This is a genomic window from Pseudomonas sp. S8 (assembly GCF_050473925.1).
Lineage (GTDB): Bacteria > Pseudomonadota > Gammaproteobacteria > Pseudomonadales > Pseudomonadaceae > Aquipseudomonas > Aquipseudomonas parakoreensis.
On record NZ_JBFDVZ010000016.1, the window covers coordinates 2,430,825 to 2,456,728 of the forward strand.

Annotated in this window: 28 protein-coding genes; 23 read left to right on the plus strand and 5 right to left on the minus strand. The window is 60.3% G+C overall.

Annotated elements, in window-relative coordinates; translation table 11 throughout:
* Nucleotides 1-3: 3 nt before the first annotated feature.
* Complete coding sequence (locus AB1J88_RS12005) at nucleotides 4-957, plus strand: alpha/beta hydrolase (RefSeq protein ID WP_430291158.1); 954 nt, start codon at nucleotides 4-6, stop codon at nucleotides 955-957.
* Nucleotides 958-1,056: 99 nt separating this feature from the next.
* Nucleotides 1,057-1,848, plus strand: coding sequence for a hypothetical protein (locus AB1J88_RS12010; RefSeq protein WP_145593227.1), 792 nt, complete (start codon nucleotides 1,057-1,059; stop codon nucleotides 1,846-1,848).
* Nucleotides 1,849-1,931: 83 nt separating this feature from the next.
* Here the strand turns inward: AB1J88_RS12010 and prmB are convergent, their stop codons facing one another.
* Nucleotides 1,932-2,840, minus strand: a complete 909-nt coding sequence (gene prmB / locus AB1J88_RS12015; protein ID WP_047292951.1) for a 50S ribosomal protein L3 N(5)-glutamine methyltransferase — start codon at nucleotides 2,838-2,840, stop codon at nucleotides 1,932-1,934.
* A gap of 238 nt (nucleotides 2,841-3,078) precedes the next feature.
* Here prmB and AB1J88_RS12020 point away from each other — a divergent pair, with 238 nt between their 5' ends.
* From AB1J88_RS12020 to AB1J88_RS12040, 5 genes are all read left to right on the plus strand, one after another.
* Nucleotides 3,079-3,669 carry a cysteine hydrolase family protein gene (locus AB1J88_RS12020; RefSeq protein ID WP_003223193.1) on the plus strand — a complete coding sequence of 197 codons (591 nt, stop codon included), beginning with the start codon at nucleotides 3,079-3,081 and terminating at the stop codon, nucleotides 3,667-3,669.
* Nucleotides 3,670-3,799: 130 nt separating this feature from the next.
* Nucleotides 3,800-4,120 (plus strand): hypothetical protein, encoded by a 321-nt coding sequence (locus AB1J88_RS12025; protein ID WP_007914024.1) that lies wholly within the window; start codon nucleotides 3,800-3,802, stop codon nucleotides 4,118-4,120.
* A 74-nt stretch (nucleotides 4,121-4,194) separates the two neighbouring features.
* On the plus strand, nucleotides 4,195-4,752 hold the full coding sequence (locus tag AB1J88_RS12030; RefSeq protein WP_041068854.1) for a Smr/MutS family protein: 558 nt from the start codon (nucleotides 4,195-4,197) through the stop codon (nucleotides 4,750-4,752).
* A gap of 77 nt (nucleotides 4,753-4,829) precedes the next feature.
* Entirely contained in the window at nucleotides 4,830-5,375 is a 546-nt protein-coding gene (folE, locus tag AB1J88_RS12035; RefSeq protein WP_003204506.1) for a GTP cyclohydrolase I FolE, read from the plus strand.
* Nucleotides 5,376-5,478: 103 nt separating this feature from the next.
* Nucleotides 5,479-5,850: a glutathione S-transferase N-terminal domain-containing protein gene (locus tag AB1J88_RS12040; protein ID WP_007960660.1), complete on the plus strand. Its 372-nt coding sequence runs from the start codon at nucleotides 5,479-5,481 to the stop codon at nucleotides 5,848-5,850.
* Between the two features lie 167 nt (nucleotides 5,851-6,017).
* Here the strand turns inward: AB1J88_RS12040 and AB1J88_RS12045 are convergent, their stop codons facing one another.
* Nucleotides 6,018-7,184: a PLP-dependent aminotransferase family protein gene (locus AB1J88_RS12045; protein WP_430291159.1), complete on the minus strand. Its 1,167-nt coding sequence runs from the start codon at nucleotides 7,182-7,184 to the stop codon at nucleotides 6,018-6,020.
* 82 nt (nucleotides 7,185-7,266) lie between these two features.
* On the opposite strand from AB1J88_RS12045, the gene AB1J88_RS12050 reads away from it, so the two are divergent.
* The 3 genes from AB1J88_RS12050 to AB1J88_RS12060 all read left to right on the plus strand — a co-directional run bounded on the left by AB1J88_RS12050 (nucleotide 7,267) and on the right by AB1J88_RS12060 (nucleotide 10,077).
* Nucleotides 7,267-7,713 (plus strand): MarR family winged helix-turn-helix transcriptional regulator, encoded by a 447-nt coding sequence (locus AB1J88_RS12050; RefSeq protein WP_430291160.1) that lies wholly within the window; start codon nucleotides 7,267-7,269, stop codon nucleotides 7,711-7,713.
* 298 nt (nucleotides 7,714-8,011) lie between these two features.
* Nucleotides 8,012-9,361 carry an NCS2 family permease gene (locus AB1J88_RS12055; RefSeq protein ID WP_430291161.1) on the plus strand — a complete coding sequence of 450 codons (1,350 nt, stop codon included), beginning with the start codon at nucleotides 8,012-8,014 and terminating at the stop codon, nucleotides 9,359-9,361.
* A gap of 89 nt (nucleotides 9,362-9,450) precedes the next feature.
* Entirely contained in the window at nucleotides 9,451-10,077 is a 627-nt protein-coding gene (locus tag AB1J88_RS12060) for a LysE family translocator (protein WP_003223174.1), read from the plus strand.
* Between the two features lie 197 nt (nucleotides 10,078-10,274).
* Here the strand turns inward: AB1J88_RS12060 and uraH are convergent, their stop codons facing one another.
* Nucleotides 10,275-10,628 (minus strand): hydroxyisourate hydrolase, encoded by a 354-nt coding sequence (gene uraH, locus AB1J88_RS12065; RefSeq protein WP_007913983.1) that lies wholly within the window; start codon nucleotides 10,626-10,628, stop codon nucleotides 10,275-10,277.
* A gap of 421 nt (nucleotides 10,629-11,049) precedes the next feature.
* Between uraH and puuE the strand changes: the two genes are divergently transcribed.
* The 8 genes from puuE to AB1J88_RS12105 all read left to right on the plus strand — a co-directional run bounded on the left by puuE (nucleotide 11,050) and on the right by AB1J88_RS12105 (nucleotide 19,217).
* The gene (puuE, locus tag AB1J88_RS12070; protein WP_039769896.1) at nucleotides 11,050-11,976 is read left to right on the plus strand and encodes an allantoinase PuuE; all 927 of its coding nucleotides are present in this window, start codon (nucleotides 11,050-11,052) and stop codon (nucleotides 11,974-11,976) included.
* Entirely contained in the window at nucleotides 11,973-12,488 is a 516-nt protein-coding gene (gene uraD / locus AB1J88_RS12075; RefSeq protein WP_430291162.1) for a 2-oxo-4-hydroxy-4-carboxy-5-ureidoimidazoline decarboxylase, read from the plus strand. Before puuE ends, uraD begins: the two co-directional genes overlap by 4 nt.
* An 87-nt stretch (nucleotides 12,489-12,575) precedes the next feature.
* Entirely contained in the window at nucleotides 12,576-13,571 is a 996-nt protein-coding gene (gene alc / locus AB1J88_RS12080) for an allantoicase (protein WP_007960036.1), read from the plus strand.
* Nucleotides 13,572-13,721: 150 nt separating this feature from the next.
* Entirely contained in the window at nucleotides 13,722-14,225 is a 504-nt protein-coding gene (locus tag AB1J88_RS12085; RefSeq protein ID WP_041068829.1) for an ureidoglycolate lyase, read from the plus strand.
* 51 nt (nucleotides 14,226-14,276) lie between these two features.
* Complete coding sequence (locus tag AB1J88_RS12090) at nucleotides 14,277-15,593, plus strand: urate hydroxylase PuuD (RefSeq protein ID WP_041068826.1); 1,317 nt, start codon at nucleotides 14,277-14,279, stop codon at nucleotides 15,591-15,593.
* A 167-nt stretch (nucleotides 15,594-15,760) separates the two neighbouring features.
* Entirely contained in the window at nucleotides 15,761-17,113 is a 1,353-nt protein-coding gene (locus AB1J88_RS12095; RefSeq protein WP_222015613.1) for a nucleobase:cation symporter-2 family protein, read from the plus strand.
* A 159-nt stretch (nucleotides 17,114-17,272) separates the two neighbouring features.
* Nucleotides 17,273-18,058: an outer membrane protein OmpK gene (locus AB1J88_RS12100; protein ID WP_086794739.1), complete on the plus strand. Its 786-nt coding sequence runs from the start codon at nucleotides 17,273-17,275 to the stop codon at nucleotides 18,056-18,058.
* A 373-nt stretch (nucleotides 18,059-18,431) separates the two neighbouring features.
* Complete coding sequence (locus AB1J88_RS12105; protein ID WP_041068818.1) at nucleotides 18,432-19,217, plus strand: outer membrane protein OmpK; 786 nt, start codon at nucleotides 18,432-18,434, stop codon at nucleotides 19,215-19,217.
* A 137-nt stretch (nucleotides 19,218-19,354) separates the two neighbouring features.
* Here the strand turns inward: AB1J88_RS12105 and AB1J88_RS12110 are convergent, their stop codons facing one another.
* On the minus strand, nucleotides 19,355-20,527 hold the full coding sequence (locus tag AB1J88_RS12110; RefSeq protein WP_430291163.1) for a patatin-like phospholipase family protein: 1,173 nt from the start codon (nucleotides 20,525-20,527) through the stop codon (nucleotides 19,355-19,357).
* A gap of 35 nt (nucleotides 20,528-20,562) precedes the next feature.
* Entirely contained in the window at nucleotides 20,563-21,498 is a 936-nt protein-coding gene (locus AB1J88_RS12115) for a lipid A biosynthesis lauroyl acyltransferase (RefSeq protein ID WP_430291164.1), read from the minus strand.
* A gap of 117 nt (nucleotides 21,499-21,615) precedes the next feature.
* Here AB1J88_RS12115 and minC point away from each other — a divergent pair, with 117 nt between their 5' ends.
* The 5 genes from minC to AB1J88_RS12140 all read left to right on the plus strand — a co-directional run bounded on the left by minC (nucleotide 21,616) and on the right by AB1J88_RS12140 (nucleotide 25,891).
* A complete protein-coding gene (minC, locus tag AB1J88_RS12120; protein WP_027613349.1) occupies nucleotides 21,616-22,353 on the plus strand; it encodes a septum site-determining protein MinC in 738 nt (245 codons plus the stop codon).
* A 199-nt stretch (nucleotides 22,354-22,552) separates the two neighbouring features.
* Nucleotides 22,553-23,365, plus strand: a complete 813-nt coding sequence (gene minD / locus AB1J88_RS12125) for a septum site-determining protein MinD (RefSeq protein ID WP_007960626.1) — start codon at nucleotides 22,553-22,555, stop codon at nucleotides 23,363-23,365.
* On the plus strand, nucleotides 23,365-23,619 hold the full coding sequence (minE, locus tag AB1J88_RS12130) for a cell division topological specificity factor MinE (protein ID WP_003223146.1): 255 nt from the start codon (nucleotides 23,365-23,367) through the stop codon (nucleotides 23,617-23,619). The genes minD and minE overlap by 1 nt, the downstream gene beginning before the upstream one ends.
* Nucleotides 23,620-23,787: 168 nt before the next feature.
* The gene (locus AB1J88_RS12135) at nucleotides 23,788-24,423 is read left to right on the plus strand and encodes an RluA family pseudouridine synthase (protein ID WP_007960625.1); all 636 of its coding nucleotides are present in this window, start codon (nucleotides 23,788-23,790) and stop codon (nucleotides 24,421-24,423) included.
* Between the two features lie 178 nt (nucleotides 24,424-24,601).
* Complete coding sequence (locus AB1J88_RS12140; protein WP_047292939.1) at nucleotides 24,602-25,891, plus strand: M18 family aminopeptidase; 1,290 nt, start codon at nucleotides 24,602-24,604, stop codon at nucleotides 25,889-25,891.
* Nucleotides 25,892-25,904: the final 13 nt, after the last annotated feature.

Here is a 25,904-nt window from a genome sequence, read left to right on the forward strand (position 1 = left end):
GTGATGATGCTGCGAGTTCTGATCTTGAGTCTTACCCTGTTTACCGGCTTTGCCCACGCGACTGTCCTGCAGCGCCCGATCTCTCTGGACACCGGCAACGGTGAACTTTTCGGCTCGCTGTTGCTGCCAAAATCCGACACCCCAGTACCGGTTGTCCTGATCCTTGCCGGCTCCGGTCCTACAGATCGTGACGGCAATAACCCCGATGGCGGGCGCAATGACAGCCTCAAGCGGCTGGCCTGGGTGCTGGCCAAACACAACATTGCCAGCGTGCGCTACGACAAGCGCGGGGTCGCTGCGAGCTTCGCGGCCACGCCTGACGAGCGCAATCTGTCGGTGGAGGCCTACGTCAACGATGCTGTGGCCTGGAGCCAGAAGCTGAAAAGCGATCCGCGTTTCGGCCCGTTGATTCTGCTCGGTCACAGCGAAGGCGCCCTCATTGCCACCCTCGCCGCCCCGCGCACGGAGGCTGCTGCGCTGATTTCCCTGTCCGGCAGCGCAAGGCCAGTGGATCAAGTGATTCGCGAACAACTGGCGCGCAGCCTGCCGCCACCGTTGATGCTGCGCAGCAATCAGCTGCTCGACAGCCTCAAGGCCGGCCACACCGACGCCAACGTGCCGGCGCCACTGCAACCGATTTTCCGCCCGAGCGTGCAGCCGTACCTGATTTCGCTGTTCCGTCAGGATCCGGCCAAGGCGTTTGCACAACTGAAGATGCCTACGCTGATCGTTCAGGGCAGCAACGACATGCAGGTTGGCGTCGGCGATGCACAGGCGCTCAAAGCGGCCAATCCCAATGCCGAACTGGTGGTAATCGACGGCATGAACCACGTCATGCGCATCGTCGCTGCCGATGTGAAGCGGCAATTGGCCTCCTACAAGGACCCGAATTTGCCACTGGCGGCGGAGCTGGGCGGCAAACTCATCGAATTTATTGACGGACTTCGCAGCCGTTAAACGGTGTTTACCCTCCAGTCCTGAAAAAAACGGCCGATAAGCCTTTGTCGCCAGCGAACCGGCTGGCGACAAGCAGGGCTTGGACAGGATCTCGCCGTTATGACTGATACCCCGACTTCACCCGACACCACCGCTGAAAAAGACGCACCGCCAGCGGTCGAGCTGCCATGGGCGGACGTCAGCGTCGAGCACCACAAGATGCTCCGCCTGGCCCCGCTGCAGACTGACCGTCACACCGGTGGCCGGCCGTTGCGTTTTGTCGAATTCGGCTATGCCGAGCGCAACAGCAAAGAGCACAGCCTGATGCGCATGGCGATCAAACTGCCCGGCCAGCGCGTGCGCAAAGAGCAGAACCATCTCGATGTGTGGGTCAATCACACCAGCAAGCGTGTGCATTTCGGCCCCGACAGCGGCTTGCAGATCGAACCGCTGAACCGTGGCATCGGTCGCTTCCTGGCCGCGCAAGGCATCAATTGGGCGAAAAAACGCTGGCCCGCCTACACCGTCGACGGCATGGACCTGAACAACAAGGACGCGCTGAACGAAGACACCCGCCTGCGTCGCGATCACTTCTTGCGCGTGCATGGTTTTGACGTGGTTTACGCCGACGCCCAGCATTTGAAGGGCAGCGTCAAAGAGGTGCAGGTCGGTGACTTGCTGGGCGACTGGAACAGCGAGAAGCTGCAGATCGTCGAGATTCTCGAAGCGGCGCAGATGCTGCAACAGGCCGAGCAGAACCTCGCCGAGCAGGAAGTGAAGCTGAAGAAGCAGGAAGAGAAGGTCAGCAAGTTCAAGCGTGAAGATGCTGGTTTGCGTTTTACCATTACTTGCCTGGTGGCATTTGCGGTGTTTCAGGCGGGGTTGTTGATCTGGATTGCTACGCACCGGTAGATCAAAAGATCGCAGCCTGCGGCAGCTCCTACGGGGGATCCGTGTAGGAGCTGGCGAAGCCTGCGATCTTTTGCTTTTCGCCCTTAAACGCGGGAGGCGAACAGGGCCTGATGAGCACGGCACTGCTCTGCGGTCAGCATGAACACGCCATGCCCGCCGCGCTCGAAATCGAGCCAGGCGAAGTCGACTTCCGGGTACAGCGCTTCGACGTGCACCTGGCTGTTGCCCACCTCGACGATCAGCAGACCCTTCTCGGTCAGGTGATCCGCCGCTTCGGCGAGCATCCGTCGCACCAGGTTCAAGCCGTCATCACCACAGGCCAGGCCCAGCTCCGGTTCGTGCTGGTATTCGTCCGGCATGTCGGCGAAATCTTCTGCATCAACGTACGGCGGGTTCGACACGATCAGATCGAAACGCTGCCCTGGCAACCCGTCAAACCCATCGCCCTGCACGGTGTACACACGCTCATCGACGCCGTGGCGCTCAATGTTCTGGTTGGCCACTTCCAGCGCTTCGAACGACAGATCGGCCAGCACCACTTCAGCGTTCTGGAACTCGTAGGCGCAGGCGATGCCGATGCAACCGGAGCCGGTGCACAGGTCGAGAATCCGCGCAGGTTCGTCACCGATCCATGGGGCAAAACGGTTTTCGATCAGCTCGCCAATCGGTGAACGCGGGATCAGCACGCGCTCATCGACGATGAACGACATGCCACAGAACCAAGCTTCGCCCAGCAGGTACGCGGTCGGAATACGCTCTTCGATGCGGCGCTTGAGCAGGCGTTGCAGGTTGACCAGCTCGTCGTCTTCCAGCGCACAGTCGAGGTAGCTGTCGGCGATCTCCCACGGCAGGTGCAAGGCACCGAGGACCAACTGCCGGGCTTCATCCCAGGCATTGTCGGTGCCATGGCCGAAAAACAGATCCTCCCCATGGAAGCGGCTGACGGCCCAACGGATGTGGTCGCGCAGGGTACGAAGTCGGGAAGTGATCACGGGGCAGAACTCCAGAAAAAACGACTGGCGATTCTACCAGCCAAAACGCGTCACGACGACGCGGGAAACATTCGCGGCCGACAGTAGGACTTTTCTGTTTTTTGCATCAGCTATTGAACAGAACGTGTAACTTGACAAGGCTGCAGGCCAATAACGACGCTGCCTACGATGGTAGCGGTTCACAGAACCGCTCAGCCAGAGGACAATGCCGCAAAAGCCCCACCCCAAGGAGCCCCGAATGTCCGTTCCAAAAACGATGTTTCAACTCAGCGGCCGCGGTTACGCAGCGGCCACACTGAGCCATGCCACCGTGGTCATCATCGATGCCCAGAAAGAGTACCTCAGTGGCCCGCTGGCCCTGAGCGGCATGGACGCGGCCGTCGCGAACATCAAACAACTGGTCGCTGCGGCCCGTGCAGCCGGTCGGCCGATCGTGCACGTGCGTCATCTCGGCACCGTCGGTGGCCTGTTCGATCCACAGGGCGAACGTGGCGAATTCATCCCCGGCCTTGAGCCACAGGGCGATGAAACCATCATCGGCAAACTGCTGCCGAGTGCGTTTCACGGTACCGAACTGCTGGACCGTCTGCAGAACCTCGGCTCGCTGGACCTGATCGTCTGCGGCTTCATGAGCCACTCCAGCGTCAGCACCACCGTGCGTGCGGCGAAGAACCTGGGTTTCCGTTGCACGCTGGTCGAAGACGCCTGCGCCACCCGCGACCTGCCGTTCAAGGGCCGGGTGCTCAGCGCCGCCGTGGTACAGGAAGCGGAAATGGCGATCATGGCCGACAACTTCGCCACCCTCGCCCTGACTCAAGATCTGATCTGATCTCTGCGAATGAGCGGCTCACCGCGCCGCTCATCCGCAAAAGCCTCGCATTTGCTTCAATTGCCTTAGCCTCAGGAACAACCCGGTCAACTCCCGGTCGAAGGGCCGATACCCATTGAGGAAGGTCGGAATGAAGTTATCCGATGGATTTGACGCACGCCGCTTGCGGCCCAAAGGCCAAAGCAACTGGCGTTTTCGATTCGGCGCAGCGATCGCCGCCATTCTGGCGACGTTCGGCGTGCTGCTGGCGATGGCCGGTGCCGCCAGCCTGCTGGGACGCCCGCCGGCGCTCGGCGACTTGAATGCCACGCCGATGGGTTCGGCGATCATTCTCGCGGTCGGCTTGTTGTTCCTGTACTTCGGCGTGGCCCTGTGGCGTCGATGCCGGCGTCGCGCCCGGCAATCGCGGGAACTGAACATGTCCCCGCACCTGATGAAAAAACACGACTGACTGCACGGCCTGGCTTTTTGCCGGGCCGTTTTGTTTCGACTTGGGTAAACTGGCCGCCCTTCGCGGAGGCTGACATGCAAGACGACGATTTTTCCCTGTTCAAAAGTGCGATCCAAGGCGTCAAGCCGATCAAGCACGACCGCGCCGACACCGGCAAACCCAAGGCTGACCGCGCGCACATTGCCAAGCTGCGCCAGTCCGCCACCGTGCGCACCGACAACACCACCGTGGATGGCCTGTCCGATCAGTTCGTGATCGACGTCGGCCCCGAAGACGAGTTGATGTGGGCCCGCGACGGGGTGCAGGAAAGCCAGATGCGCAAGCTCAAGATCGGGCAGATCCCGTTCGAAGGCAGCCTCGACCTGCACGGCATGAACGTGGAAAAGGCCCGCGAGACGCTTTGGGCGTTTCTCGCCGAAGCAACCCGATTCGAAATCCGCTGCGTGCGCGTCACCCACGGCAAGGCCGTGCGCCTGGACGGCAAGCGGCCGATGATCAAAAGCCACGTCAACACGTGGCTGCGCCAGCATCCGCAAGTGCTCGGTTTCTGCTCATGTCAGGCAAAACACGGCGGTGCCGGTGCGGTGTACGTGATGCTCAAACGCACCATGATGGAAGGCCGCGACGAATAATCGCGTTACACCGAACTTGCAGGGTTGTGTCCGCCACCGTACCCTTGCCCTTTGCGAAAATCCCCACAGGTAGTTTCATGTCCCTGGAACAGAATTACACCGCGATTCTCGGCCAACTGGGCGAGGACGTCTCCCGCGAGGGCCTGCTCGACACGCCAAAGCGTGCCGCCAAAGCCATGCAGTACCTCTGCCGCGGTTATGAACAGACGCTCGAAGAGGTCACCAACGGTGCCCTGTTCAGCTCCGACAACAGCGAAATGGTGCTGGTCAAGGACATCGAGCTGTACTCGTTGTGCGAACACCACCTGCTGCCGTTCATCGGCAAGGCCCATGTCGCGTACATTCCGAGCGGCAAAGTGCTGGGCCTGTCGAAGGTTGCGCGAATCGTCGACATGTACGCCCGCCGCCTGCAGATCCAGGAAAACCTCAGCCGTCAGATCGCCGACGCGGTGCAGCAAGTCACCGGTGCGCTGGGCGTGGCCGTGGTGATCGAGGCCAAGCACATGTGCATGATGATGCGCGGTGTCGAGAAACAGAATTCGTCGATGATCACTTCGGTGATGCTCGGTGAGTTCCGCGAAAACGCGGCGACTCGCAGCGAGTTCCTCAGCCTGATCAAGTAATCGGCTGCAGAAAAAAACCGGCGTTGATCGCCGGTTTTTTTTCGTCCGTGAAAAATCGGGTAAGCTGCGCGCCCTTCTCTCTTTGCACCGTGAGGCTTTCAACGTGTTCGTAAAAGCGCTTCGTGTCGGCCTTGGCCAACTGATCATCTTCATCGACTTCATCACCCGTCCGGGCAAGAAACAGCGCCCGGCCGAGGTACAGGCGCAAGTCAACGCCGCCGCCAAAGGCCTGACCCTGTATCAGTTCCACGCCTGCCCGTTCTGCGTGAAAACCCGCCGCACCCTGCGTCGCCTGAATGTGCCGGTCGCACTGAAGGACGCGAAGAACAATGAACAGGATCGCCAGACCCTGCTGGACCAGGGCGGCAAGATCAAGGTGCCGTGCCTGCGCATTGAAGAGAATGGGCAGACCACGTGGATGTATGAGTCCAAGGTGATTATTGATTATCTGGATAAGCGGTTTGCGGCGGTCTGATATTGATGTTGTGTTGCTTATGACCCCATCGCTGGCAAGCCAGCTCCCACAGTGACCTGAGGCGTTCACAAAACCTGTGGGAGCTGGCTTGCCAGCGATGAGGGCCGCAAGAACAACACATTACTCAGACAAAAATAAACCGGCCCTCGAGCCGGTTTATTTGTTTTTCACGCCGCTTTATTTATCTGCGCCTGTCTCACCACCGCCGCCAGTCGCTTGAGCCCTTCATCCAGTCGCGCCGGGTCGATGTGGCTGAAATTCAAACGCAGGTGCCCGAGGTTTTTATCCGGCTCGGGAAAGAACGGCTCGCCCGGCATGAACGCCACGTCATTGGCCAGCGCCTCGTTGAGCAGCGTTCGCGTATCCAGCGGTTGCTTGAGCGTCAGCCAGAAAAACAGCCCGCCCTGCGGGGCGTTCCAGTCCGCCAGATCAGAGAAATGCGTTTCCAGCGCCGCTTGAAACGCATCGCGGCGCTGCCGGTAGAAGCCGCGCAACTCACCCAAGTGCTGCTGATATTTTTCACTGCCGATCCACTGAAGCGCCTGCCACTGGCCGATGCGGTTGGTGTGCAGATCCGCCGATTGCTTGAGCTTGAGCAAATGCGGGAACAGGTCCGGGCTGGCGATCAGGTAGCCGACGCGCAAACCCGGCAGCAAGGTTTTCGACACGGTGCCGGTGTAAATCCAGCTGGCTTTCTTCAAACGCCCGGCAATCGGTTTGGCGCTGCCGCCATCGAACGTCAGTTCGCGGTACGGCTCGTCTTCAATCAGGGTCACGCCGAATTCGTCCAGCAGCGCGGCGACGGCAGCGCGCTTGGCTTCGCTGTAACGCACGGCGGACGGATTCTGGAACGTCGGGATCAGGTAGATGAATGCCGGGCGGTGTTGCTCAAGGCGACTGCGCAGTTGGGCCAGATTGGGGCCATCGGATTCTTGCGGCACGGTCAGGCATTCGGCGCCGAATAGTTGGAAGATCTGTAGCGCGGCCAGGTAGGTCGGCGCCTCCAGAAGAATTTCGGTGCCCCTGTCGATGTACAACTTGGCGGCCAGATCGAGGGTCTGCTGGGAACCGCTGACCACCAGCACCTGACTCGCCGTGCACGCCAGACCCAACGCTTGCGCCTGCGCCGCCAGCGCTTCACGCAGCGCCGGCTCGCCTTCGCTCATGCCGTATTGGCCGAGGGACAGCGGCATGTCGGCCCATTCGACTTTCGGCAGCATGGCTTCGGCGGGCAGGCCACCGGCAAACGACATCACCTCCGGACGCTGGGCGGCGGCGAGGATTTCACGGATCAGAGAACTTTTAAGGCGCGAAACACGTTCGGAAAAAGCCATGGGAGTCACCGGTAGCGAGGGCTGGAGAAAATGAGTCAAACTGGTTGACTGAAACTACGACAGCTTGAGCGAGTACGTCAACATGCTTGACCTTAAAAACCCCGCCAGCCAGCAGCAGGCGATGGAAGCGTTTTTCTTCGGCTATCAGGCGTTCACCGCCAAGGCCGACGAAATGCTCGAACGTCGCGGCTTGTCCCGGGTGCATCAGCGGATTGTGTTTTTCATCGCGCGTTATCCGAATTTGAGCGTGAAGGAGTTGCTGGGATTGCTCGGCGTGAGCAAGCAGGCGCTGAACATGCCGTTGCGCCAGCTGCAGGAAATGCACTTGGTGGACAGCGTGGCGTCGGAGACGGACAAGCGTAAGCGCTTGCTGGAGCTGACTACTGAAGGTGAGAAGTTTGAGCAGGCGTTGCGCCGTGAGCAGGTGAAATTGCTCGAGCGGGTGTTTGCCGAGGCTGGGGAAGCGGCGGTGAATGGGTGGTTGGCGGTGAATATGGCGCTTGGGAGCACTCAGCCACATCTTGATTGACTGATCCGGCCTGATCGCTGGCAAGCCAGCTCCCACAGTGATCGGTGGTGTACACAAAACCTGTGGGAGCTGGCTTGCCAGCGATGGGGCCTCTGAGGGCGATATATCCCTATCGCCTGACCTTTCGTAAACAAAACCAAAAACAATATTTGCTTTATTTGTACACAAAAGCATAATCCACTGCGTGCGAGTTCCTGACCGCATGGTCAACAAATTCGCGTATGCCTCAAAGGGCTGCTGCCACCCCTCATGGGTCCGGCCCTGGAAATAACAATAAAACTCTTGAGGAGTACTCGCTGTGGAAAGCCGCAAATCCGAAGCATCGACGCTGGAACTCTCGCCGCCCTTACGCACAGGCGTGCTGGAGCGCATCTTCAAACTCAGCTTGCATGGCACCACGGTGAAGACCGAGCTGATTGCCGGTCTGACAACCTTCATCACCATGGCTTACATCATCTTCGTCAACCCGAACATCATGGCCGATGCCGGGATCGATCACGGTGCAGCCTTCGTCGCCACCTGCATCGCCGCCGCACTCGGCTGCCTGCTGATGGGCCTGTACGCCAACTGGCCGGTGGGCCTGGCACCGGGCATGGGCCTCAACGCTTTCTTCACTTACACCGTGGTCGGCACCATGGGCTACAACTGGGAAACCGCGCTCGGTGCGGTGTTCGTTTCCGGTGTGCTGTTCATGATCCTGACCTTCTCGCGGATTCGCGAATGGCTGCTCAACAGCATCCCGGTCAGCCTGCGCTTTGCGATGGGCGCTGGCGTCGGCCTGTTCCTCGGGCTGATTGGTCTGAAAACCGCTGGCATTGTCGTCGACAGCCCGGCCACCCTGATCAAACTCGGCTCCCTGCGTGAACCCGGCCCGCTGCTGGCGGCGATCTGCTTCCTGATGATCGCGATCCTCAGCTACCACAAAGTCTTCGGTGCGATCCTCATCAGCATCATCACCGTGACCCTCGCCGGTTGGGGCCTGGGCATCGTGCACTACGAAGGGATCATGTCGACCCCGCCAAGCCTGGCACCGACCTTCATGGCGATGAACGTCACGGGCGTGTTCAACGTCAGCATGATCAGCGTGGTCCTGGCTTTCCTCTTCGTACACATGTTCGACACCGCCGGCACGCTGATGGGCGTCGCCCAGCGGGCCAATCTGGTCAACGCTGACGGGCGTATCGAAAACCTCTCCCGCGCGATGAAAGCCGACAGTGCCTCCAGTGTTTTCGGCGCGGTGGTCGGTGTTCCTCCTGTTACCAGCTATGTGGAAAGTGCCGCTGGCGTAGCCGCTGGTGGTCGGACTGGTCTTACCGCAGTCACCGTGGGTGTGCTATTTATAGCCGCGATGTTTTTCGCACCACTGGCCGGGATGATTCCGGCCTATGCCACCGCCGGTGCACTGATTTACGTCGCGATGCTGATGATGGGCGGCATGGCGCACATCGAATGGGATGAAGCCACTGACGCCATCCCGGCGATCGTCACCGCGATCATGATGCCGCTGACCTTCTCGGTCGCCGACGGCATTGCGCTGGGCTTCATCACCTACGTGGCGTTGAAAGCCGGTACCGGCAAGTACAAGGAAATTTCCGTCAGCCTGTGGGTGCTCTGCGCGATCTTCATCGCCAAGTTCATCTTCTTGTAAGCGTCACGCGGTTCAAGCGTCAAACCAGCCTCACCCTCACGGGTGGGGCTTTTGCACATTCTTGAGTACAACAAAAAAGGAGCAAAGTGATGAGTCTGGAAACCTGGCTGCTGTTCAGCGGCGCTGCATTGGTGGTGATCCTGATTCCGGGGCCGCTGTCTTTGCTGATGATCAGCAACAGTCTGAATTACGGCTTGCGCCGCTCTTATCCGGCGTTTCTCGGCGGCGTGATCGCCTCGATATGCCTGCTCAGTGCGTCGGCGCTGGGGTTGGGCGCCCTGTTGCTGGCGTCAGAACAGTTGTTCAGCGCCCTGAAAATCGTCGGTGCGCTGTACCTGTTCTACCTCGCCTGGCAGAGCTGGCAGCAATCGCGTCAGCCAGCGGTGGGCGCCGAAGTGCCGCAGGCCGCACCGGTGCCGCGTTTCCGCACCCTGTTTGGTCGGGCTTTCGTCTTGGGCGCCAGCAATCCAAAGGACATTCTGTTTTTCGCCGCGTTTCTGCCGCAGTTCCTCAGCGCGCAACAACCGTTCCTGCCGCAACTGCTGATCATGATCGCGACCTGGGTGGTGCTCGACCTGTGCTGCAAACTGGCTTACGGGCTGGGTGCGCATGGTGCGGCGCGCTATCTGCGTAGCGGCAAGGGGCAGAGCTGGTTCAACCGGGTGAGTGCCGGGTTGTTCAGTGGTGCGGGCGCTGCGTCGCTGTTGAGCCGTTAAAGAGCAAAAGATCGCAGCCTGCGACAGCTCCTACAGGGGATTGCATTCCAAACTGTAGGAGCTGCCGCAGGCTCGGGCCGCGATCGGACGATCTTTTGACTTTAAGGCAGACGAAAAAAAGCCCGCAGTGTGAGCGGGCGAAAGACCAAAGAAGCTATATGCGCAGTCGCTTCCCGGTGGGGGCAGCTGCTTGGGGGTCAGCTGCCCCGGTAGGTGGAATAGCTGTAAGGCGAGATCAGCAGGGGTACGTGGTAATGATCCTGCTCGGCGGAGATGCCAAAACGCAGCACCACCACGTCCAGAAACGCCGGTTCCGGCAGTTGCACACCACGGGCGCGGTAGTAATCGCCGGCGTGGAACTGCACTTGATAAACCCCCGTGCGGTAGTCATCGCCTTGCAGCAGCGGCGCATCGACCCGACCATCGCTGTTGGTAACGGCACTGGCGACCAATTCCAGGTGCGAACCTTCAACGCGGTACAGCTCGACCTTGATCGAGCTGCCCGGGCAACCGTGTGCAGCGTCCAAAACGTGTGTTGTCAAACGTCCCATTGATTCTGCGCGCCTGGCCGCAAAGAGCAGTCAGACTTCGCGCCTCCCGAAGTCAGGTAAAAAGGAGACCGCACCGATTCGGAGCACGAAAAGCTGCGGCGAGCGACTGATTAAGACACTTTTCAAAAAAATTGTACACAATAAAAACGACATTTTTCGCACCACCCCCGCCATTCGGGTGTTTCACCTTGATCTGCTCCTCAGGCGCCTGAGTATTGAACCTCACAGCCATTAGCTGACTGATCAGGCAGGTTTCTTGCAGGCTTACGCCATTAGCAGCAAAAGATGACAGTCGGTGAAAAATGCGAAAATTCAGGCTTACAAATTGCGAATAAAGTTGTATACAATCAGCCCATCGCTGTGACGCCAGCCTGCGCAGGCCGTTACACAAACCTGTCAACGAATAAGAAGGAAGACTGCAGTGAGCGCTGACTACCCACGCGACCTGATCGGTTACGGCAGTAACCCTCCTCACCCACACTGGCCGGGCAACGCGCGCATCGCGCTGTCCTTCGTACTCAACTACGAAGAAGGCGGCGAGCGCAACATCCTGCACGGCGACAAAGAATCCGAAGCCTTCCTCTCGGAAATGGTTGCTGCCCAGCCGCTGCAAGGCGCGCGCAATATGAGCATGGAATCGCTTTACGAGTATGGCAGCCGCGCCGGCGTATGGCGGATTCTGAAACTGTTCAAGGAATTCGACATTCCGCTGACCATCTTCGCCGTCGCCATGGCTGCCCAGCGCCACCCGGATGTGATCCGCGCGATGGTCGAAGCCGGCCACGAGATCTGCAGCCACGGCTACCGCTGGATCGACTACCAGTACATGGATGAGGCCCAGGAACGCGAGCACATGCTCGAAGCGATCCGCATCCTCACCGAACTCACTGGTGAACGCCCACTGGGCTGGTACACCGGCCGCACCGGCCCGAACACCCGTCGGCTGGTGATGGAAGAAGGCGGTTTCCTTTACGACTGCGACACCTACGACGACGACCTGCCCTACTGGGAACCGAACAACCCGACCGGCAAGCCGCACCTGGTGATCCCGTACACCCTCGACACCAATGACATGCGCTTCACCCAGGTGCAGGGTTTCAACAAGGGCGACGATTTCTTCGAATACCTCAAAGACGCGTTCGACGTGCTCTACGCCGAGGGCGCCGAAGCGCCGAAGATGCTTTCGATCGGTCTGCACTGCCGCCTGATCGGCCGTCCGGCGCGTCTGGCGTCGCTCAAGCGCTTCATCGAATATGCCAAAAGTCATGAACAGGTGTGGTTCAGCCGTCGCGTCGATATTGCGCGCCACTGGCACGAAACCCATCCGTATCAAGGGGCCGCCAAATGAGCCGCTTTCAAACCCTGCAACCGTCGACCCTGAGCCGCGACGCTTTCGTCAACGCTTTCGCCGACATCTACGAACATTCGCCATGGGTGGCCGAGAAGGCCTACGACCTGGGCGTGGACGCTTCGATCGACGAGATCGAAACCCTGCACCAGCGCATGAGCGACATCCTGTTGAGCGCCGATCACGCCAGCCAGCTTGCGTTGATCAACGCTCACCCGGACCTGGCCGGCAAAGCCGCCGTCCAGGGCCAACTGACCGAAGCCAGCACCCATGAACAGGCTGGCGCCGGTATTCACCAATGCACGGCCGAAGAGTTCCAGCGCTTCACCGAGCTGAACGACGCCTACAAGGCCAAGTTCAAGTTTCCCTTCATCATGGCGGTAAAAGGCAGCAACCGGCATCAGATCCTCGCGGCGTTCGAAACGCGCATTCACAACTCGGTCGACACCGAATTCAAATGCGCGCTGGCGGAGATCAACAAGATCGCCCTGTTCCGTTTACTGACTCTTTAGCAAGCCTGGCCCGAGCATGTCAGACGCGGAGAATGCCCAGGGCCTTGCAAGCATCCCCAGCCAACTTATTAAAGGCAGACAAGAAGAATGAAAGCTTACGCCGTACCTTTCGAGAAGTTCGTCAACCTGGCCGATGCCCGTCTGGGCACCAAAATCATCTCGGTCACCGATGACTGGTTCGCAGACGCCAATCGTCTGTTTCAGCCGACCCCGGCCGTGTGGAAGGAGGGTGTGTTCGACGACAACGGCAAGTGGATGGATGGCTGGGAATCGCGCCGCAAGCGCTTCGAAGGCTACGACAGCGCGGTAATCCGCCTGGGTGTACCAGGTTCGATCAAAGGCGTGGACATCGACACTTCATTCTTCACCGGCAACTTCCCGCCATCGGCCTCGCTGGAAGCATGCTTCCTGGCCTCGGGCGAGCCGGACGAAAACACCCAGTGGACTGAAGTCCTGTCGGCCGTCGAGCTGCAGGGCAACAGCCACCACTACCATGAAATCAGCAACGACAAAGCGTTCAGTCACCTGCGCTTCAACATCTACCCGGACGGCGGCGTCGCCCGTCTGCGCGTGTACGGTATTCCGTTCCGCGACTGGTCCGCGGTGGGCGACAACGAGCAAGTCGATCTGGCTGCAGCCCTCAACGGCGGCCGCGCCCTCGCCTGCTCCGACGAACACTTCGGCCGCATGAGCAACATCCTCAACCCGGGCCGTGGCATCAACATGGGCGACGGCTGGGAAACCGCACGTCGTCGCACGCCAGGCAATGACTGGGTGATCGTCGCGCTGGGTCATCCGGGCGAGATCGAAAAAATCATCGTCGACACTCTGCATTTCAAGGGCAACTACCCGGACACCTGCTCGATCCAGGGCGCGTTCGTCAAGGGCGGTACCGACAGCCAGATCGAAACCCAGTCGCTGTTCTGGCGCGAACTGCTGCCGAGCCAGAAGCTGGAAATGCACGCCGAACACACCTTCGTCGAGCAGATCAAGGCACTGGGCCCGATCACCCACATCCGCCTGAACGTGTTCCCAGATGGTGGTGTGAGCCGCCTGCGCGTGCTCGGCAAGGTCGCGAAGTAATGCTGAGCCTGTAGGAGCTGCCGCAGGCTGCGATCTCTTGATCTTGATCTTAAAAGCAAAATCAAAAGATCGCAGGCTTCGCCAGCTCCTACAGGGATCGCGCAAGACGCACTTAAAAGTTGAACAACACAGAATTCGGAAAAGAACAGCATGCGCACACTACAGATTGAACCGCTGACCAAAGAAGCCTTCGCCCCCTTCGGTGACGTGATCGAAACCGACGGCAGCGACCACTTCATGATCAACAACGGTTCGACCATGCGCTTCCACAAACTGGCGACGGTCGAAACCGCTACGCCTGAGGACAACGCGATCATCAGCATCTTCCGCGCCGACGCGCAGGACATGCCGTTGACCGTGAGCATGCTGGAACGCCATCCGCTGGGCAGCCAGGCTTTCATTCCGCTGCTCGGCAACCCCTTTCTGATCGTGGTCGCGCCACTTGGCGATGTACCTGTATCAGGCTTGGTCCGCGCCTTCGTCACCAACGGCAGGCAGGGCATCAATTACCATCGCGGCGTCTGGCACCACCCGGTGCTGACGATCGAAAAGCGGGATGACTTCCTGGTGGTTGATCGCAGTGGCACAGGCAATAACTGCGATGAGCATTTTTTCAAAGAGGATGAGCGGTTGATCCTCGCCCCCCACCAATAAGAGAAGGTCTGATCACTCGACAACAAGAGTGACAGGCGAGAGGTAAAGACTGTGGAAGCACATCTGTTGGAATGGCTGAACCTGAGCGTGCGCTGGGTTCACATGATCACTGGCGTGGCCTGGATCGGCGCGTCGTTCTACTTCGTCTGGCTGGAGAACAACCTCAACCGCGTCAACCCGAAAACCGGTCTGGCCGGCGATCTGTGGGCGATCCACGGCGGCGGTATCTATCACCTGGAAAAATACAAACTGGCCCCACCGTCGATGCCGGAGAACCTGCACTGGTTCAAATGGGAAGCCTACTTCACCTGGATGTCGGGGATCGCGCTGCTGTGCGTGGTGTTCTACTCCAACCCCGTGCTCTACCTCGTGGCACCCGGCAGCGGCCTGACCGGCCCTGAAGGCGTGGCCATCGGCATCGGTTCGCTGATCGCCGGCTGGTTCATCTACGACTTCCTTTGCGATTCGGCCCTTGGCAAGAAACCGGCCCTGCTCGGCTTCATCCTGTTCGTGCTGATCATCGGCGCGGCGTATGGCTTCAGCAAAGTGTTCAGCGGTCGTGGAGCGTACCTGCACGTCGGCGCGATCATCGGCACCATCATGGTCGGCAACGTGTTCCGCATCATCATGCCGGCGCAGCGTGCACTGGTGGCGGCGATTGCCGAGAACCGTACGCCAGACCCGGCGCTGCCAGCCAAAGGCCTGCTGCGTTCGCGTCACAACAACTACTTCACCCTGCCGGTGCTGTTCATCATGATCAGCAACCACTTCCCGAGCACTTATGGCAGCCAGTACAACTGGTTGATCCTGGCCGGGATCGCGGTGTTGGCGGTGTTGGTACGTCACTATTTCAACACCCGTCACGACAGCCACAAGTTTGCCTGGACACTGCCTGTGGCAGCGGTGGGCATGATCACCCTGGCGTACGTCACCGGCCCGGCGCCGATGCCGACCGCACCGGACGTGGCCAAGGCACCCGCGAAAATCGAGTACCAGCCACTGCCGGAAACGGCACTGGGCGGTGGCGCGAAACCGGCTGAAGCGGCGGCACCTGCAGCGCCAGCAGCAGCCCCGGCTGCGGCACCGGCGCAAGCATCCAACGCAGGTCCGGCCTTCGACAAGGTGCACAACGTGATCCAGGAACGCTGCGCGGTCTGCCATTCGGCCAAACCAACCAGCCCGTTGTTCAGCGCGGCACCTGCCGGTGTGATGTTCGACACCCCCGAGCAGATCCGCCAGAACGCGGCGCGGATCCAGGCGCAAGCCATCACCACGCAGATCATGCCACTGGGCAACATCACACAGATGACCCAGCAGGAACGTGACCTGATCGGTGCCTGGATCGCGCAGGGAGCCCAGACCAACTAAGCAGTAAAAGCATCGCTGGCAAGCCAGCTCCCACAGGGTTTTGCACTGCCTGTGTGGGAGCTGGCTTGCCAGCGATTAGCCGCGACGCGGTTTACCTGATGCAAAGAAACAGCTGTGAGCAACCCGACAGCTGTTAATCACAAGAATAAAAAGATCCGAGGTGTTGCATGTCCGAGCTGTCCAAAGCGCGCATCCCCGACGCACCCGCCATTCAGCGTTTGCCCCTTTTGCAACTGATCCTGGTCGGTTTGCAACATGTTCTGCTGATGTACGGCGGTGCCATCGCGGTGCCGTTGATCATCGGACAGGCCGCTGGCCTGAGTCGTGAAGAAATCGCCTTCCTGATCAACGCCGACCTGCTGGTCGCCGGTATCGCCACCATCGTCCAGTCGCTCGGGATCGGCCCGATGGGCATCCGCATGCCAGTAATGATGGGCGCCAGTTTCGCGGCCGTCGGCAGCATGGTCGCCATGGCCGGCATGCCCGGTATCGGTCTGCAAGGGATCTTCGGTGCGACCATCGCCGCCGGACTCTTCGGCATGCTGATCGCTCCGTTCATGTCCAAGGTCGTGCGCTTCTTCCCGCCGTTGGTGACTGGCACGGTCATCACTTCGATCGGTCTGTCGCTGTTCCCCGTGGCCGTGAACTGGGCCGGTGGCGGGGCCGCTGCGGCGCAGTTCGGCTCACCGATTTATCTGGCCATCGCCGCGCTGGTGCTGGCGACCATTTTGCTGATCCACCGCTTCATGCGCGGCTTCTGGGTCAATATTTCCGTGCTGATCGGCATGTGCCTGGGCTACGTGCTCTGCGGCGCCATCGGCATGGTCGACCTGAGCGGCATGGCCAACGCGCCATGGGTTCAGTTCGTCACCCCGCTGCACTTCGGCATGCCGAAATTCGAACTGGCGCCGATCCTGTCGATGTGTCTGGTGGTGGTGATCATTTTCGTCGAGTCCACCGGGATGTTCCTCGCGCTGGGCAAGATCACCGGTCAGGAAGTCTGCCCACGGATGCTGCGGCGCGGCCTGCTGTGCGATGCCGGCGCCTCGTTCGTTGCCGGTTTCTTCAACACCTTCACCCACTCCTCGTTTGCGCAGAACATCGGCCTGGTGCAGATGACCGGCGTGCGTTGCCGTTCGGTGACCATCGTTGCCGGTGGCCTGCTGATCGTGCTGAGCCTGCTGCCGAAAGCGGCGTTCCTCGTCGCATCGATTCCACCGGCAGTGCTAGGTGGAGCGGCGATTGCGATGTTCGGCATGGTCGCTGCCACCGGGATCAAGATTCTCCAGGAAGCCGACATCGGTGACCGTCGCAACCAGTTGCTGGTGGCAGTGAGCATCGGCATGGGCCTGATCCCGGTGGTGCGTCCGGAGTTCTTCGCGCATCTGCCGCTGTGGATGAGCCCGATCACCCACAGCGGTATCGCCATGGCCACGCTCAGCGCACTGACGCTGAACCTGCTGTTCAACATCCTCGGCGGCGCCGAACGCGCCGCGATCAACGACTGCCACGCGCATTAACAGCATTACCGATTATCCCTGTGGGAGCGAGCTTGCTCGCGAAGAGGCCATGTCAGTCAACATCACTGTTGAATGACACACCGCTTTCGCGAGCAGGCTCGCTCCCACAGGGGACGTGCAACACCCTGCCTCAACAATAAAAACAAGAGGGAGCAACCGATGATTCGCACGCAAACCAACGTTCTGTTGAGTGGCGGCCTGCTGGCCGCGAGTCAGGCCATGGCCGGCGATTTACTGCTGTGGCAGACCAACAGCCTGAGCTACCTGTACGGCAAGAACTTCGCGATCAACCCGTCGATCCAGCAGACGGTGACGTTCGAGCACGCCGACAAGTGGAAGTACGGCGACAACTTCCTGTTCGTCGACAAGATCTTCTACAACGGCCAGGAAGACCGCAACAAAGGCCCGCACACCTTCTACGGCGAATTCACCCCGCGCTTCTCGTTCGGCAAGATCTTCGACCGGAAAATCGAGTTCGGGCCGATCAAGGACGTGCTGCTGGCGATGACCTACGAGTACGGCGAAGGCGACAGCGAAGCCTACCTGATCGGCCCCGGCTTCGACCTGAAAGTGCCCGGTTTCAACTACGTGACCCTGAACATTTTCCGCCGCCAGACCGAAGGCCCGCGCCCTGGCGACGGCGTGTGGCAGATCACTCCGGGCTGGTCGTACAGCGTGCCGCTGGGCAACTCCGACCTGCTGATCGATGGCTATCTGGACTGGGTGGTCGATAACGATCAGAACTCGCGCGGCACTTACCACGCCAACCTGCACATCAATCCGCAGATCAAATACGACCTCGGCAAAGCCTTGGGCTGGAGCCAGAAGCAGCTGTACGTCGGCACCGAATACAGCTACTGGAAGAACAAATATGGCGTCGAAAGCAGTCACAACCTCGACACCAACCAGAACACCGCCAGCCTGCTGGTGAAGGTGCACTTCTGAGATGGCCCGCAACCGTGCCCCATACCTGTCGTCGGTGCTCTGTTGCGGGGCACTTGAGAGCTGGCCGAGGAGTCAGTATTCTCCGCGGCCTCTTGAATTCGGTCTAAAAAAAAGCCCGGATTTAATTCCTGACCGACGGGCCAACTTATCCCGGCCCCGGCCAGTACCGAGGCATCCCGAAAACACGCGCAATCGACTGTTTTTCAGCAGCCGAACGGGCGTTTTTTTGCTTTTCGAAAGCGTTGGCCCAGCTCTTGCTATCACCAGCGAAGCTGACCGATCGGATGACTTTTGCAGCAATGAAAAAAGGCGCCACACCAGAGCGCCGATCTTAAAAAAATAAACGTGGAACACCTACTTTGGGAGCAACCGAATGAAACGTATGTGCACCAGCCTGATGCTTGCGGGATCGATGCTGGCCGGCGGCCAAGCCATGGCCGACGGCCTGCTGCAATGGCAGAACAACAGCCTGACCTATCTCTACGGCAAAGACTTCAAGGTCAACCCGGCGATCCAGCAGACCGTCACCTTCGAGCACGCCGATGCCTGGAAGTACGGGGATAACTTCCTGTTCATCGACAAGATCTTCTACAACGGCAAGCCAGACGGCGGCGTCGGCAACAACACCTATTACGGTGAGTTCCAGCCGCGCATCTCGCTGGGCAAAGTCCTCGACCAGAAGCTCGAATTCGGTCCGATCAAAGACGTGCTGCTGGCGATGACTTACGAGTTCGGTGAAGGCGACGTCGAGTCGTACCTGATCGGTCCTGGCTTCGACCTGGCGATCCCGGGTTTCGACTACTTCCAGCTGAACTTCTACCAGCGCCACACCGACGGCTCGCGTCCGGGTGATAACGTCTGGCAGATCACGCCGGTCTGGTCCTACACCATCCCGGTCGGCAGCTCGAACGTGCTGATCGACGGTTACATGGACTGGGTGGTCGACAACGACGTCAACAGCAAAGGCGAATACCACGCCAACCTGCACTTCAACCCACAGGTCAAATACGACCTGGGCAAGGCGCTGCATTTCGGCGAGAAGCAACTGTACGTCGGTGTTGAATACGACTACTGGAAAGACAAGTACGGGATCGACGACACCCGTGGCTTCACCACCAATCAGAACGTGACCAGCTTCCTGGTGAAGTTCCACTTCTGATCCTGGTATCGCTGGCGTCTGCAAGGACGCCATCGCTGGCAAGCCAGCTCCCACAAGGTTATGTGTCGTTCACTTTTTTGTGCCCATCCAAAAACCTGTGGGAGCTGGCTTGCCAGCGATTCGCCGCACCGCAAATCTCAGGCCGGAACCACCGACTCGGTGATCCCCAGAAACCGGCACAACTCCTCACGCTTGGCCAACGCATCACGCCGTCCCAAATCGATCAGCTCGCTGCAATACCCCGCCTCGAACAACAGATAACTCAGCACCCCTGCTCCGCTCGTTTTCGTCGCCCCCGGACCGCGCAGAAACAAGCGCAACGCCGCCGGTAACTCCTGGCGATGCCGCGCGGCGATCTCGTCGATCGGCTGACTCGGCGCAATCACCAGCACGTCCACTGGCGCCACGCCCAACTCACGAGTCGGCACGCCATCGGGCATCAGTCGACTGAACTGATTCAGACGCTGGAGCAACTCGATGTCGCTTTCCAGACTGTCAATGAACGTACTGTTGAGCATGTGCCCGCCGATCTGCGCCAGCGTCGGCTGCTGCCCGGTGTAGGCGCGCTCCAGCGGCTGCTGCGGATCAAAACCGCGCGGGTTGCCGCTCACACCCACCACCAGCACCCGACTCGCACCCAGGTGCAGCGCCGGGCTGATCGGTGCTGATTGGCGGACTGCGCCGTCGCCGAAATATTCCTCACCGATTTTCACCGGGGCAAACAGCAACGGGATCGCCGAACTGGCCAGCAAATGGTCCACCGACAATTGCGCCGGCACGCCGATCCGTCGATGGCGCAACCACGCATCGATCTTGCCGCCGCCCTGATAGAAGGTCACCGCCTGCCCCGATTCGTAGCCGAACGCGGTCACCGCCACCGCATGCAATTGCTTGCGGGCGATGGATTCGGCGATGCCGGGCATGTGTAGTTTTTCATTGAGCAGGTCGCGCAGCGGCGAACTGTTGAGCAGCGCCACCGGCAGTTGCCGACCGATGCCGAGCAGACTGTGACTGACAAAGCGGCTGGCCTGACGGATCACCCCGGGCCAATCGCTGCGCAGCACCCGATGACTGCGAAAGCCTTGCCAGAACAGAGTGAGACGTTCGATGGCCGCGCGAAAATCGGTGGCGCCGCTGGCCAGGCTGACCGCATTGATCGCCCCGGCCGAAGTGCCGACGATCACCGGAAACGGATTGTCCGCGCCCAGCGGCAGCAATTCGGCAATCGCCGCCAGCACCCCCACCTGATACGCCGCCCGAGCCCCGCCGCCGGAAAGAATCAAACCTGTGACCGGTTCAGCTGGGCTCATCGCAACGCTCCGTGGTGCTTGAAAGGGTGAGTGAATCAGCCGCGCCGTTTCGGGTAAAGCTTCGGCTCGCCCGGTGGACGACTCTTGAAGCGGCGGTGCGCCCACAAGTATTGCTCAGGGCAGGCGCGCAAGGCGCTTTCCACCCACTGGTTGATGCGGATGCAGTCGGCCTCTTCGGTTTCACCCGGAAAGTCTTCCAGCGGCGGATGAATCACCAGCTTGTAACCGCTGCCGTCGGCCAGACGCTCCTGAGTGAACGGCACCACCAGCGCTTTACCCAAGCGGGCGAATTTGGTGGTCGCGGTCACGGTCGCTGCCTGAATGCCGAACAGCGGCACAAAGATACTCTGCTTGGCGCCATAGTCCTGATCCGGTGCGTACCAGATCGCCCGGCCCGAACGCAGCAGCTTGAGCATGCCACGCACGTCGTCACGCTCCACCGCCAGCGAATCGAGGTTGTGCCGCTCGCGGCCGCAACGCTGGACGAAGTCGAACAACGGGTTCTTGTGCTCGCGGTACATGCCGTCGATGGTGTGCTGCTGGCCGAGCAGCGCCGCGCCGATTTCCAAGGTGGTGAAGTGCGCCGCCATGAGGATCACGCCCTTGCCTTCGCGCTGGGCTTTTTGCAGATGCTCCAGGCCTTCGACGTGGGCCAGTTTGGCCAGACGCTCACGGGACCACCACCAGCTCATCGCCATTTCAAAGAAGGCGATGCCGGTGGAGGCGAAGTTTTCCTTAAGCAGGCGTTTGCGCTCGGCAGCGGATTTTTCCGGGAAGCACAGCTCCAGATTACGCTTGGCGATGCGCCGCCGGTCGCCGGCCACGCGATACATCAATGCGCCCAAAACACGACCGATCGTCAGTAAGACCGCATAGGGCAACTGCACGACCAGCCACAACAGCCCCAGACCGCACCAGAGCGGCCAGAAGCGGGGAGAAAGATAGGCTCTTCGAAAACGCGGGCGATCCATTAAAGCTTCCGTAAATTCAGTGGCCGCGCATTCTACATCGTTCGACCCGGCTTGCGGCTCGCGGGCGTTCTCGTTATAAGTCTCGGCACTTTTAGTGACAAGCCGTTGTATGCCGATATGAGCCAAAACGAATCGCCAGACCGAGATCCCGTGTTCCAGTTGAAGGGCAGCATGCTGGCCATTACGGTGCTGGAACTGTCCCGCAACGACCTCGACAGCCTTGATCGGCAACTGGCCGCCAAAGTCGCCCAGGCACCGAATTTCTTCAGCAATGCACCGTTGGTCCTGGCGCTGGACAAACTGCCACCCGGCGAAGGCGCGGTCGATCTGCCCGGGCTGATGCGCGTGTGCCGCCAACATGGCCTGCGCACCCTGGCAATCCGCGCCAGCCGTATCGAAGACATCGCTGCCGCCATCGCCATCGACATCCCGGTGCTGCCGCCGTCCGGCGCCCGCGAGCGGCCGTTGGAGGCCCCGGAACCGGAAGTCAAAAAGAAGCCGGAAAAACCGCCGGAGCCGACGGTCAAACCGACCCGCGTCATCACCACGCCAGTACGTGGTGGCCAACAGATATACGCCCAGGGTGGCGATCTGGTGGTGGTTTCCTCGGTCAGTCCGGGGGCGGAACTTCTGGCCGATGGCAACATCCATGTATACGGCCCGATGCGCGGTCGCGCCCTGGCCGGCGTCAAAGGCGACACCAAGGCGCGGATTTTCTGTCAGCAATTGAGCGCTGAACTGATCTCCATCGCCGGGCATTACAAGGTTTCCGAAGATTTGCGCCGCGATCCACTGTGGGGCTCCGGTGTACAGGTCAGCCTGTCGGCCGACGTGTTGAACATCATTCGGCTTTAACGGATACTGCCGCATTTTCCAAGCATCTCTAAAACGTAGCGAAAACGGCTCAAACGAAGTAGGAAAAAGGATCAAGGAGCGTTTGCCCCCGGCAATTGCGACTTGCGCCGAATTCCAGCCAAGGCTGTCCGACTGCAGTAGTTTTCAAGAGATGTTTTTCAGGGGCTAAACAGTCCTTCTTCCTTAGGGGTGAAACACCTTGGCCAAGATTCTCGTGGTTACATCCGGCAAGGGTGGTGTGGGTAAGACCACCACCAGCGCCGCTATCGGTACCGGCCTCGCACTGCGCGGCCACAAAACAGTGATCGTCGACTTCGACGTGGGCCTGCGTAACCTCGACCTGATCATGGGTTGCGAGCGTCGCGTGGTGTATGACTTCGTCAACGTGGTCAACGGCGAAGCCAACCTGCAGCAGGCCCTGATCAAAGACAAGCGCCTGGAAAACCTCTACGTGCTGGCCGCCAGCCAGACCCGTGACAAAGACGCGCTGACCCAGGAAGGCGTGGAAAAAGTCCTGATGCAGTTGAAGGAAGACTTCGACTTCGTGGTCTGCGACTCCCCGGCGGGCATCGAGAAAGGCGCACACCTGGCGATGTACTTCGCCGACGAAGCGATCATCGTGACCAACCCGGAAGTGTCCTCGGTACGTGACTCCGACCGCATGCTCGGCCTGCTGGCCAGCAAATCGCGTCGTGCCGAACTCGGCGAAGAGCCGATCAAGGAACACCTCCTGCTGACCCGTTACAACCCGCAGCGCGTCAGCGATGGCGAAATGCTGGGCGTTGAAGACGTGAAGGAAATCCTGGCCGTGACCCTGCTGGGCGTCATCCCTGAGTCGCAGGCGGTCCTGAAGGCTTCCAACTCGGGTGTCCCGGTGATTCTCGACGACCAGAGCGATGCCGGTCAGGCCTACAGCGATGCCGTTGATCGTCTGCTGGGCAAAGAAAAAGAACATCGTTTCCTCGATGTTACGAAGAAGGGATTCTTCGAGCGCCTGTTTGGAGGTAGGTAATGAACCTTTTTGACTTCTTTCGTGCCAACAAAAAGCCAAGTACCGCCTCGGTAGCGAAAGAGCGTCTACAGATCATCGTGGCGCATGAGCGCGGCCAGCGCAGCACGCCGGATTACCTGCCAGCCTTGCAGAAGGAACTGGTCGATGTGATCCGCAAGTACGTCAACATCGGCAACGACGACGTACATGTTGCACTGGAAAGCCAGGGCAGTTGCTCGATTCTGGAACTCAACATCACCCTGCCTGATCGCTGAGTCGATCCGGCAGTCGCTACGGCGGCTCGGGCTGCTGATGCTCGTGTAGGAGCTGCCGAAGGCTGCGATCTTTTGATCTTCAACGTCAAAAGATCGCAGCCTTCGGCAGCTCCTACAGGGTTATCAGCAGTCTGAGCCGCCGTTGGCATTTGTTACGAGGCTGTTTTAATGCCGCTGTCCAACATCCGCATCATCCATCAGGACGCCGCTGTCCTTGTGGTCGACAAGCCGACCTTGCTGCTCTCGGTGCCCGGTCGCGCCGACGACAACAAGGACTGCCTGATCACCCGTCTGCAGGAAAACGGCTACCCGGAGGCGCGTATCGTCCATCGCCTGGACTGGGAAACCTCCGGCATCATTCTGCTGGCCCGTGACGCCGACACCCACCGCGAACTGTCGCGACAGTTTCACGACCGCGAAACCGAAAAGGCCTACACCGCCCTGGCCTGGGGTCAGCCGGAACTGGACAGCGGCAGCATCGATTTGCCGTTGCGCTACGACCCACCGACCAAACCGCGCCACGTGGTCGACCACGAATTCGGCAAACACGCACTGACCTTCTGGCGCGTACTGGAACGTTGCGGCGACTGGTGCCGCGTCGAACTGACGCCAATCACCGGGCGCTCGCACCAGTTGCGCGTGCACATGCTGTCCATCGGGCACCCGTTGCTGGGCGACGGGCTCTACGCCCACGAACAGGCCCTCGCCGCCTGGCCGCGCCTGTGCCTGCACGCCAGCATGCTCAGCTTCACCCATCCGCAAACCGGCGAGCGTCTGCGCTTCGAGTGCCCTGCGCCGTTCTGACAAGCACCGCCGAACCCTTGTGGGAGCGAGCCTGCTCGCGAAAGCAATTGATCAGTCAGCATCAATGTTGAATGTCATAGCGCTTTCGCGAGCAAGCTCGCTCCCACAGGGATCCGGTTCGGATTCAATTCCCCGGCCGATGCGTTAAACTCGCGCCCATTGCTGTCTGGAGCTTCTTATGCGCGAAGAGTTGAACCAAGGCCTGATCGACTTCCTCAAGGCCTCCCCTACCCCGTTCCACGCCACCGCCAGCCTTGTTCAGCGTCTGGAGGCCGCCGGTTACGTGCGCCTCGACGAGCGCGAGCCATGGACCACCGAGGCCAACGGCCGCTATTACGTCACCCGTAACGACTCCTCAATCGTCGCGATCAAAATGGGCCGCAACTCGCCACTGCACGACGGGATCCGTCTGGTCGGCGCCCACACCGACAGCCCGTGTCTGCGGGTCAAGCCGCAACCGGAACTGCAACGTCAGGGCTTCTGGCAACTGGGCGTTGAAGTGTACGGCGGCGCACTGCTGGCGCCGTGGTTCGACCGCGACCTGTCGCTGGCCGGTCGCGTCACCTTCCGTCGCGACGGCAAGGTCGAAAGTCAGTTGATCGACTTCAAGGCGCCAATCGCGATCATTCCCAACCTGGCGATTCACCTCAACCGTGAAGCCAACCAAGGCTGGGCGATCAACGCACAGACGGAGCTGCCGCCGATCCTCGCGCAGTTCGCCGGTGACGAGCGCGTCGACTTCCGTGCGGTATTGACCGATCAACTGGCTCGCGAACACGGTCTGAACGCCGACGTGGTGCTGGATTACGAGCTGAGTTTCTACGACACCCAGAGCGCGGCGATCATCGGCCTGCATGGCGACTTCATCGCCGGCGCGCGCCTGGACAACTTGCTGTCGTGCTACGCCGGCCTGCAAGCCCTGCTCAGCGCCGACACCGAAGAAACCTGCGTGCTGGTGTGCAACGACCACGAAGAAGTCGGCTCCTGCTCGGCGTGCGGTGCCGATGGCCCGATGCTCGAACAGACCCTGCGCCGCCTGCTGCCGGAAGGCGACGAGTTCGTCCGTACCATTCAGAAATCGCTGCTGGTCTCGGCTGACAACGCCCACGGCGTACACCCCAACTACGCCGAGAAGCACGACGCCAACCACGGCCCGAAACTCAACGCCGGCCCGGTGATCAAGGTCAACAGCAACCAGCGCTACGCCACCAACAGCGAAACCGCCGGATTCTTCCGCCACCTGTGCATGGCCGAAGAAGTGCCGGTACAGAGCTTCGTGGTGCGCAGCGACATGGGTTGCGGTTCGACCATCGGCCCGATCACCGCCAGCCATCTGGGCGTGCGCACCGTCGATATCGGCCTGCCGACCTTCGCCATGCACTCGATCCGCGAACTGTGCGGCAGCCATGACCTGGCACACCTGGTCAAAGTGCTGAGCGCGTTCTACGCCAGCCGCGAGTTGCCATAAGCTCATCGCAAAC

Excerpts from the sequence above, each read along its gene's own strand:
- AB1J88_RS12140 (WP_047292939.1), top strand. The coding sequence starts at position 24,602 with ATGCGCGAAGAGTTGAACCAAGGCCTGATCGACTTCCTCAAGGCCTCC.
- AB1J88_RS12010 (WP_145593227.1), top strand. The coding sequence starts at position 1,057 with ATGACTGATACCCCGACTTCACCCGACACCACCGCTGAAAAAGACGCA.
- AB1J88_RS12095 (WP_222015613.1), top strand. The coding sequence starts at position 15,761 with ATGTCCGAGCTGTCCAAAGCGCGCATCCCCGACGCACCCGCCATTCAG.
- folE (WP_003204506.1), top strand. The coding sequence starts at position 4,830 with ATGTCCCTGGAACAGAATTACACCGCGATTCTCGGCCAACTGGGCGAG.
- AB1J88_RS12060 (WP_003223174.1), top strand. The coding sequence starts at position 9,451 with ATGAGTCTGGAAACCTGGCTGCTGTTCAGCGGCGCTGCATTGGTGGTG.
- AB1J88_RS12025 (WP_007914024.1), top strand. The coding sequence starts at position 3,800 with ATGAAGTTATCCGATGGATTTGACGCACGCCGCTTGCGGCCCAAAGGC.
- AB1J88_RS12135 (WP_007960625.1), top strand. The coding sequence starts at position 23,788 with ATGCCGCTGTCCAACATCCGCATCATCCATCAGGACGCCGCTGTCCTT.
- AB1J88_RS12115 (WP_430291164.1), bottom strand. The coding sequence starts at position 21,498 with ATGGATCGCCCGCGTTTTCGAAGAGCCTATCTTTCTCCCCGCTTCTGG.
- AB1J88_RS12050 (WP_430291160.1), top strand. The coding sequence starts at position 7,267 with ATGCTTGACCTTAAAAACCCCGCCAGCCAGCAGCAGGCGATGGAAGCG.
- uraD (WP_430291162.1), top strand. The coding sequence starts at position 11,973 with ATGAGCCGCTTTCAAACCCTGCAACCGTCGACCCTGAGCCGCGACGCT.
- AB1J88_RS12100 (WP_086794739.1), top strand. The coding sequence starts at position 17,273 with ATGATTCGCACGCAAACCAACGTTCTGTTGAGTGGCGGCCTGCTGGCC.
- AB1J88_RS12105 (WP_041068818.1), top strand. The coding sequence starts at position 18,432 with ATGAAACGTATGTGCACCAGCCTGATGCTTGCGGGATCGATGCTGGCC.
- AB1J88_RS12005 (WP_430291158.1), top strand. The coding sequence starts at position 4 with ATGATGCTGCGAGTTCTGATCTTGAGTCTTACCCTGTTTACCGGCTTT.
- AB1J88_RS12085 (WP_041068829.1), top strand. The coding sequence starts at position 13,722 with ATGCGCACACTACAGATTGAACCGCTGACCAAAGAAGCCTTCGCCCCC.
- AB1J88_RS12110 (WP_430291163.1), bottom strand. The coding sequence starts at position 20,527 with ATGAGCCCAGCTGAACCGGTCACAGGTTTGATTCTTTCCGGCGGCGGG.
- AB1J88_RS12030 (WP_041068854.1), top strand. The coding sequence starts at position 4,195 with ATGCAAGACGACGATTTTTCCCTGTTCAAAAGTGCGATCCAAGGCGTC.
- uraH (WP_007913983.1), bottom strand. The coding sequence starts at position 10,628 with ATGGGACGTTTGACAACACACGTTTTGGACGCTGCACACGGTTGCCCG.
- minE (WP_003223146.1), top strand. The coding sequence starts at position 23,365 with ATGAACCTTTTTGACTTCTTTCGTGCCAACAAAAAGCCAAGTACCGCC.
- AB1J88_RS12020 (WP_003223193.1), top strand. The coding sequence starts at position 3,079 with ATGTCCGTTCCAAAAACGATGTTTCAACTCAGCGGCCGCGGTTACGCA.
- AB1J88_RS12045 (WP_430291159.1), bottom strand. The coding sequence starts at position 7,184 with ATGGCTTTTTCCGAACGTGTTTCGCGCCTTAAAAGTTCTCTGATCCGT.
- minC (WP_027613349.1), top strand. The coding sequence starts at position 21,616 with ATGAGCCAAAACGAATCGCCAGACCGAGATCCCGTGTTCCAGTTGAAG.
- alc (WP_007960036.1), top strand. The coding sequence starts at position 12,576 with ATGAAAGCTTACGCCGTACCTTTCGAGAAGTTCGTCAACCTGGCCGAT.